Source organism: Nonomuraea lactucae (assembly GCF_003313395.1).
Classification (GTDB): Bacteria; Actinomycetota; Actinomycetes; order Streptosporangiales; family Streptosporangiaceae; genus Nonomuraea; species Nonomuraea lactucae.
This window is the reverse complement of the sequence record NZ_QNFZ01000831.1, coordinates 1-5,753: the sequence shown is the minus strand read 5'-3', so window position 1 is coordinate 5,753 and position 5,753 is coordinate 1. Positions and strand designations below refer to the sequence as shown.

Here is a 5,753-nt window from a genome sequence, read left to right as displayed (position 1 = left end):
CGCCCGCCGGGCCGCGCCGCGCTGGCGCGACAGCTCGGCCTCCCGGTCGGACAGGCGCCGCCGCAGCGCCGCGTAGTCGGTGAAGTCGCCCAGGTGGCAGGTCATCGCCTCCTGGTAGCCCTCCAGCGCCTCCTCGTGCTTGCGCAGCTGCTTGGCCAGCCCGACGACCGCCCGGTCGGCCTGGAACTGCGCGAACGACTCCTCCAGCAGCGTGCGGGCGCGCTCGCGGCCGAACTGGCCGACCAGGTTGACGGCCATGTTGTAGGAGGGCTGGAAGCTGGAGCGCAGCGGGTAGGTGCGGGTGCCGGCCAGCCCCGCCACCGACAGCGGGTCCATGCCGGGCTGCCAGAGCACCACGGCATGGCCCTCGACGTCGATGCCGCGCCGCCCCGCCCGGCCGGTCAGCTGGGTGTACTCGCCGGGCGTGAGGTCGGCGTGGCTCTCGCCGTTCCACTTGTCGAGCTTCTCGATCACGACGCTGCGGGCGGGCATGTTGATGCCGAGCGCCAGCGTCTCGGTGGCGAAGACCGCCTTGACCAGGCCGCGGGTGAACAGCTCCTCCACGACCTCCTTGAACGCCGGCAGCATGCCCGCGTGGTGGGCGGCCAGCCCGCGCTCCAGGCAGTCGCGCCACTCCAGGTAGCCGAGCACGGCCAGGTCCTCGTCGGGCAGGTGCGCGGTGCGCTCGTCGACGATCTGCCTGATCTCGTGGCGCTCGCGGTCGGTGGTGAGCCGGATCCCGGCGTGCAGGCACTGCATGACGGCCGCGTCGCAGCCCGCCCTCGAGAAGATGAACGTGATCGCGGGCAGCAGGCCCTCGGCGTCGAGCTTCTCGATCACCTGCGTCCGGTCGGGCGGGCGCGAGCGCTGCGGACGGCCGTAGCCGCGCCTGCCGCGGCCCATGGTGAGCCGCTCGGCGTCGCGGGTGACCCGCATCAGCGTGGGGTTGATGCGCGGCGTGTCGTGGTCGCTCATGAACATGTCGTAGACGCGGTTGCCGACCATCATGTGCTGCCAGAGCGGCACCGGCCGGTGCTCGTCCACGATGACCGTGGTGTCGCCGCGCACCTCGCCCAGCCACTCGCCGAACTCCTCGGCGTTGCTGACGGTGGCCGACAGCGCCGCCAGCCTGACCGACTCGGGCAGGTGGATGATGACCTCCTCCCAGACCGCGCCGCGGAAGCGGTCGGCGAGGTAGTGCACCTCGTCCATGACGACGAAGCCCAGCCCGGCCAGGGTGGCCGACCCGGCGTAGAGCATGTTGCGCAGCACCTCGGTGGTCATGACCACGATGGGGGCGTCGCCGTTGACGCTGTTGTCGCCGGTCAGCAGGCCGACCTTGGTGGTGCCGTACCGCTTGACCAGGTCGTTGTACTTCTGGTTGGACAGCGCCTTGATCGGCGTGGTGTAGAAGCACTTGCGCCCCTGCTCCAGCGCCAGGTGGACGGCGAACTCGCCGACGACCGTCTTGCCCGAGCCGGTGGGGGCGGCCACCAGGACTCCGTCACCCGCCTCGAGCGCGCGGCAGGCGTCGGCCTGGAAGTCGTCGAGCTCGAAGTCGTACAGACCTCGGAACGATCTGAAGGCGGCCCCGTCGTCCCCGAACTTCTCACGGAAGGCCGCGTAGCGTTCCGCTGGCGTCGTCATAGCGCCAGCCTACCGAAATCACCTTTCTGGTCCGCCCGGGTGATCATGTTCCCGGAAGCTCGCCTTTACAGTGTAGATCTCATGTGATGACCCTGAGCATGCCCGGACGCACCTCGCAGGTGATGGGGACCGGCCCGACGCGTTCGCCGTCGGCGTACGCCACGACGTCCGGGGCCTCCAGCCGCACGCTCCTCACCCGCGTGATCGACACCGCCGGGTGGTTCACGTGCGTCCCCCGGTAGACGCCGGGGAACACCCTCAGGAACTCCCCCTTGCCGACGGCCCCGAGCACCATCACGTCCAGCAGCCCGTCGTCCGGCCGGGCGTCGGGGCACACCCGCATGCCCGCCCCGTAGGAGCGGGTGTTGGCCACGGCGACCAGCATGGCCTCCCGCTCGGTCGTCTCGCCGTCGAGCGTGATCCGGAACGGGATGGGCCGGAACCGGCGCAGCTCCCCCGCCACGGCCACCAGGTACCTGGCCATCCCCGGCGGCCAGGTGAGCCGGTTGACCCGCTCGTTCACCCGCGAGTCGAACCCGCAGCACACGACCCCGGCGAACAGCTCCTCCACGCTCCCCGTCCCCGCGTCCCCCACGACGGGGTCAGCGGGGTCAGCGGTGTCGGCGGCGCGGATGCTGGCGGCGTCGATCGGCCGCGACTTCATGCGCAGCACGGTGCGGGCCGCCGCCATCAGGTCCTTGCGGGGCAGCCCCAGCGCGGCGGCGATGTCGTTGCCGGTGCCGGCCGGGATGATGCCGAGCGGCACGTCCGTGCCCGCCACGGCCTGCACGGCCAGGTGCACCAGCCCGTCGCCGCCGAAGGCGACGAGGGCGTCGGGGCGCTCGGCCACCGCGGCGCAGGCCCGTTCCAGGGCGTCGGTGGCGTCATCGCCCACGATCACCGACACGTCGGCCCCACCGGCGCGCAGCCGGCGTACCACGGGCTCCAGCAGGCGCAGGGTGCGGCCGCCACGGGCCGCCGGATTGACGAGCAGAGCTAGTTGAGGGGACACGCCCGGAACGTATCGCCTATTGGGCGGAACCGGAATCCTCTTCCAGTGGCGAGGCCTCGTCGTCGGAGAGGTGCGAGAAGTCCTCGCGGGACGCGCCGCGCTTCTCGCGCAGGTACATGAACGCCTCAGCGACGAAGTACAGGATGATCATCGGCGCGGCGAGGGCCATCATGGTGATGGGGTCGCCGCCCGGCGTGATGATCGCGCCGAACACGAACATCGCGAAGATGACCGTGCGGCGGTGCTTCTTCACGGTGGCGTGCGACAGGATCCCGATGAGGTTGAGGAACACCAGGACCAGCGGCAGCTCGAACGAGATGCCGAAGATCACCAGCATGATGAGCACGTAGCTGACGTACTCGTCGATCTGGATGACGGCCACCGCGTCGCTGGGTGCGAACCCCAGCAGGATGGCCAGGCTGGTGTCCATGATCAGGTAGGCGAGCACCGCGCCGAGCAGGAACAGCGGGATCGCCAGCGCCATGAACGCGATCGAGTAGCGCTTCTCGTTGCGGTAGAGCGCCGGCGTGACGAACGACCAGATCTGGTAGAGCCAGACCGGCGACGACACGACGATGCCGACCATCGCCGAGACCTTGAGGGTCAGGAAGAAGGACTGGAAGATGCCGCCGTAGGTGAGCGTGCAGGTGCCGACGCGGAGCTGCTGCGCCTGCGGCGTCTCGCAGAAGGGCGCCTTGATGAACTCCCACACCGGGTCGAACAGGATCCAGCCCACGACGACGCCCACGACCAGCGCGATCGTCGAGATGAGCAGCCGGTTGCGCAGCTCACGCAGATGGTCCATGAGCGGCATCCGGCCTTCGGGATCCGGGGTGGGCCCGCTTCCGTTCGACCGTTTGAGCAGCGCCATCTAGTAGTCCAGGTGACGAGGAGGGATGAGGTCAGGCGGGCTTGTCGCTCTGGGCGTTGGCGCGCAGCCTGGCCGCCTGCTCCTCGAGCCGACGGGCCTGCTCCTCGGCCGACAGGGCCGGGGCGGGCGCGGGCTGGATCTGCTGCGGCGGCGCGGGCTGCGGCTGTGCCGTGGACTGGGCCGCCGGCTGGGCCTGCACCGTGGTCTGCGAGTCATCGTCGTCGTCGCGGAGCTTGGCCGTCTCCGCCTTGAAGATGCGCAGTGACCTGCCGACGCCGCGTGCCATCTCCGGCAGCTTCTTGGCACCGAACAGCAGGACGAGCACCAGTGCGATGATCAGAAGTTCGGGGACTCCGAGGTTCGGCATGTCACGTCCTTACCGGGCTAGTGCGTTTCAGCCACGATCGTACGCTCCCCGGGCTCGTGTCTCATCCCTCGGGGAGCCCAATCTGGCCGTCCTCGGCTCGAGCCGCGCCCGAGCGTCGGCGACTTCCCTGCTCAGCCTACGCGCCGCGACGGCGACCCGGGCACCTGCCGCCACCAGCACGGACGTCCCGGCCAGGCCCAGCACGGCGGCCGGGAGGATCCACGTCATGACCGGTGAGCGTACAGGGACAGGGCGCGCTCGGCCTCCGCGCGGACCCGCTCGGCCATGACCGGCGGCGAGACGACCCTGCCGGTGTCGCCCAGCCGGAGCGCCAGCTTGACGATCCAGTCCTCGTCGCGGGCCCGCAGCGTGATGCGCAGCCGTCCCTCGCCGAGCTCGGTGAGCTCCTCGCACGGGTAGTGTTCGGCGACCCACCGCCCGGCCGCGGTCACCTCCAGCTCCACCAGCTCGTCGGTCGGCGAGGGCCGGAACACGCCCCGCGTCACGTCGATCGGCTCGGCCTCCGCGGGCGGGTCCGCGGGCACGTCGAGCACGTCCACCCCGAGCATCCGGTCGAGGCGGAACAGCCGCATGGCCTCGGCCCGGTAGCACCACCCCTCCAGGTAGGTGCGGCCGTCAGCGACCACCAGCCGCATGGGGTCCACTTCCCGCGGTGTCACCTCGTCGCGGCCCGGCACGTAGTAGCGCAGCGACAGTCTGCGCCGCCCGGTCAGCCCCTCGCGGACGCGGGGCAGCGCGTCGGGCGCGGCGTCCACGTCGACCGCGACGTGGCTGCTGACCTCGGCGGCGCCCTCTCCCGCGGCCCGCTCCAGCTTGGCGACCACGCGGGGCAGCGCGTCGCCAGGGACCTCGGCCAGCTCCGGCATGGCGGCCAGCATGCGCAACGCGACCAGCAGCGCGCTCGCCTCGTCGATGCCGAGCCGCAGCGGCCTGGCGATGGTGTCGGCGTTGTCGATGAGGATCTCGCCGCCGTCCCAGGAGACGTCGATGAGGTCGCCCGGCGTGTGCCCCGGCAGCCCGCACATCCACACGAGCTGCAGGTCGTCGATGAGCTGCTTCTCGCTCAGCCCGAACACCTCGGCCACCTCGCCGACCTGCGCGCCCGGGTGGGACATCAGATAGGGCACGAGCGCGAGCAGCCTCGGCAGGCGGTCGGCGGAGGAGCTCATGCCAGGGCTCCCTTCAGTCGGCGGATGACGGCCTCGCGGGCGTCGGGCGGCTCGACCACCTCGACGTCGGAGCCCAGGCTGGCCATCCATCCCGCCAGCCGCTCAGGGTCGGAGAACGCCAGCTCGGCCTCGTCCCAGCCGTCGTGGCCGGGGTGGCCGGGGTGGCCGGGGTGGCCGGGGTAGCCGGGGTGGCCGGGGTGGCCGGGGTGGACGGCCCTGGCGAGCTGGCGCAGCCCTTCGCAGGCGCCCTTCCGTACGCGGATGAGGGCGACGCGCTCCTCCATCGCCTCATCGGGGAAGCCGACCATGGACCGCAGGTCCACGCCCTCGGGCACCTTGACCGCGCCCGGCCTGCCGGCGGCGGCGACCTGGCCCGTGATGCGGCTGAGCCGGAAGGCGCGCGGCGCCTCGCGGTCGCGGTCGAACCCGGCGAGGTACCACCGGCCGCGGCGGCTGACCACGCCCCACGGCTCGACGGTGCGGGACCGCACGTTCTCGCTGCCCGCGCTGCGGTAGTCGAAGCGGACCACGCGCCGGTCGCGCACGGCGTCCCACAGCGCGGGGAAGGCCGGGTCGCGGGTGTCGACGCGCAGCTCCAGCGCTCCGCCGCCGACGGTCTCGTCGGTCGCGACGCCGCCGGCCCGCAGCTTCAGCAGCGCGCCCGAG

The 5,753-nt window shown here is 71.7% G+C and carries 6 protein-coding genes; all 6 read right to left on the bottom strand.

All coding sequences use genetic code 11. The annotated features are described in order from the left end of the window. Nucleotides 1-1,647 (bottom strand): DEAD/DEAH box helicase (locus DQW85_RS28890; RefSeq protein WP_162795458.1); only part of this gene is annotated, 1,647 nt, incomplete at its 3' end. 79 nt (nt 1,648-1,726) lie between these two features. After that, a complete protein-coding gene (locus DQW85_RS28885; protein ID WP_113703016.1) occupies nt 1,727-2,659 on the bottom strand; it encodes a diacylglycerol/lipid kinase family protein in 933 nt (310 codons plus the stop codon). 16 nt (nt 2,660-2,675) lie between these two features. Then, nucleotides 2,676-3,530, bottom strand: a complete 855-nt coding sequence (gene tatC, locus DQW85_RS28880) for a twin-arginine translocase subunit TatC (protein WP_113703015.1) — start codon at nt 3,528-3,530, stop codon at nt 2,676-2,678. Between the two features lie 31 nt (nt 3,531-3,561). Then, on the bottom strand, nt 3,562-3,897 hold the full coding sequence (gene tatA / locus DQW85_RS28875; RefSeq protein WP_113703014.1) for a Sec-independent protein translocase subunit TatA: 336 nt from the start codon (nt 3,895-3,897) through the stop codon (nt 3,562-3,564). A gap of 224 nt (nt 3,898-4,121) precedes the next feature. Further along, nucleotides 4,122-5,087, bottom strand: coding sequence for a helix-turn-helix transcriptional regulator (locus DQW85_RS28870; RefSeq protein ID WP_113703013.1), 966 nt, complete (start codon nt 5,085-5,087; stop codon nt 4,122-4,124). Next, nucleotides 5,084-5,753, bottom strand: a 670-nt coding sequence (locus tag DQW85_RS28865; RefSeq protein ID WP_162795457.1) for a helix-turn-helix transcriptional regulator, incomplete at its 5' end; no start/stop codon positions are given. The genes DQW85_RS28870 and DQW85_RS28865, both read right to left, overlap by 4 nt.

Excerpts from the sequence above, each read along its gene's own strand:
- DQW85_RS28870 (WP_113703013.1), bottom strand. The coding sequence starts at position 5,087 with ATGAGCTCCTCCGCCGACCGCCTGCCGAGGCTGCTCGCGCTCGTGCCC.
- tatA (WP_113703014.1), bottom strand. The coding sequence starts at position 3,897 with ATGCCGAACCTCGGAGTCCCCGAACTTCTGATCATCGCACTGGTGCTC.
- tatC (WP_113703015.1), bottom strand. The coding sequence starts at position 3,530 with ATGGCGCTGCTCAAACGGTCGAACGGAAGCGGGCCCACCCCGGATCCC.